This is a genomic window from Acetobacter zythi, from assembly GCF_963921165.1.
Classification (GTDB): Bacteria; Pseudomonadota; Alphaproteobacteria; order Acetobacterales; family Acetobacteraceae; genus Acetobacter.
Genome location: NZ_CAWUEO010000037.1, coordinates 1 through 721 on the forward strand (window position 1 = coordinate 1; position 721 = coordinate 721).

1 protein-coding gene is annotated in these 721 nt (G+C 68.0%); it reads right to left on the reverse strand.

Translation table 11 applies throughout. The annotated features are described in order from the left end of the window. Positions 1-706 (reverse strand): IS66 family transposase zinc-finger binding domain-containing protein (locus AABE20_RS11235; protein WP_338333147.1); only part of this gene is annotated, 706 nt, incomplete at its 3' end. Positions 707-721 lie beyond the last annotated feature (15 nt).

Consider the following 721-nt stretch of genomic DNA (forward strand, 5'->3'; position numbering starts at 1 on the left):
GTGCCGCCAGCACATGCGCCCGGATCAGCGTAGTCAGGGGGGCCAGCGTCGCGGTGCAGGCTCCCACCCAGTCGGCCAGCGTTGATGTGTCGAGATCGATCCCTTCGCGGGCAAAGGCATCGCTCTGGCGGTTCAGCGGCAGATGCTGCAGGAACTTGTCGCATAGAATGGTCGACAGCAGCCATGGGCCTGCGCGTCCGCGCGCGATCGGATGGAAGGGGGCGGGTGGCTGGGTGATGCTCTCGCAGTCCCGGCAGGTGAACTTCTCCCGCACCGTTTGGATGACCTTGAACTGGCGCGGGATCACCTCCAGCGTCTCGGTGACGCTCTCCCCCAGTTTGCTCAGACGATCGCTGCCACAGCACGGACACTGTGTCGGTGCGGGGATGACGACCCGCTCGCGCGGCAGGTCGGCACGCAGGGGCTGGCGTCCCCGGTTGCTCCGGGGTGCTGTCGTGCGGACAGCGGGATCCGCCGCATTTTCGGGCGCGTCCTCGGCGAGCGTCGTCTCCAGTTCTTCCAGTTCGAGTTCGAGTTGGGCCAGCAGGCGGCGCCCCCGCTCCGACGAGGCGCCGAAACGGTCCTGGCGCATCCGCGCGATAAGATGTTTGAGATGGGCAACCTGCGCTTCGGCGCTGGCCGCACGGGCTTCCGCGACCTCGGCACGCGCCTCGGCAGCGGCAAGTGCCGCGCGCAAGGCGATGATGTCGTCCGTGTCTCC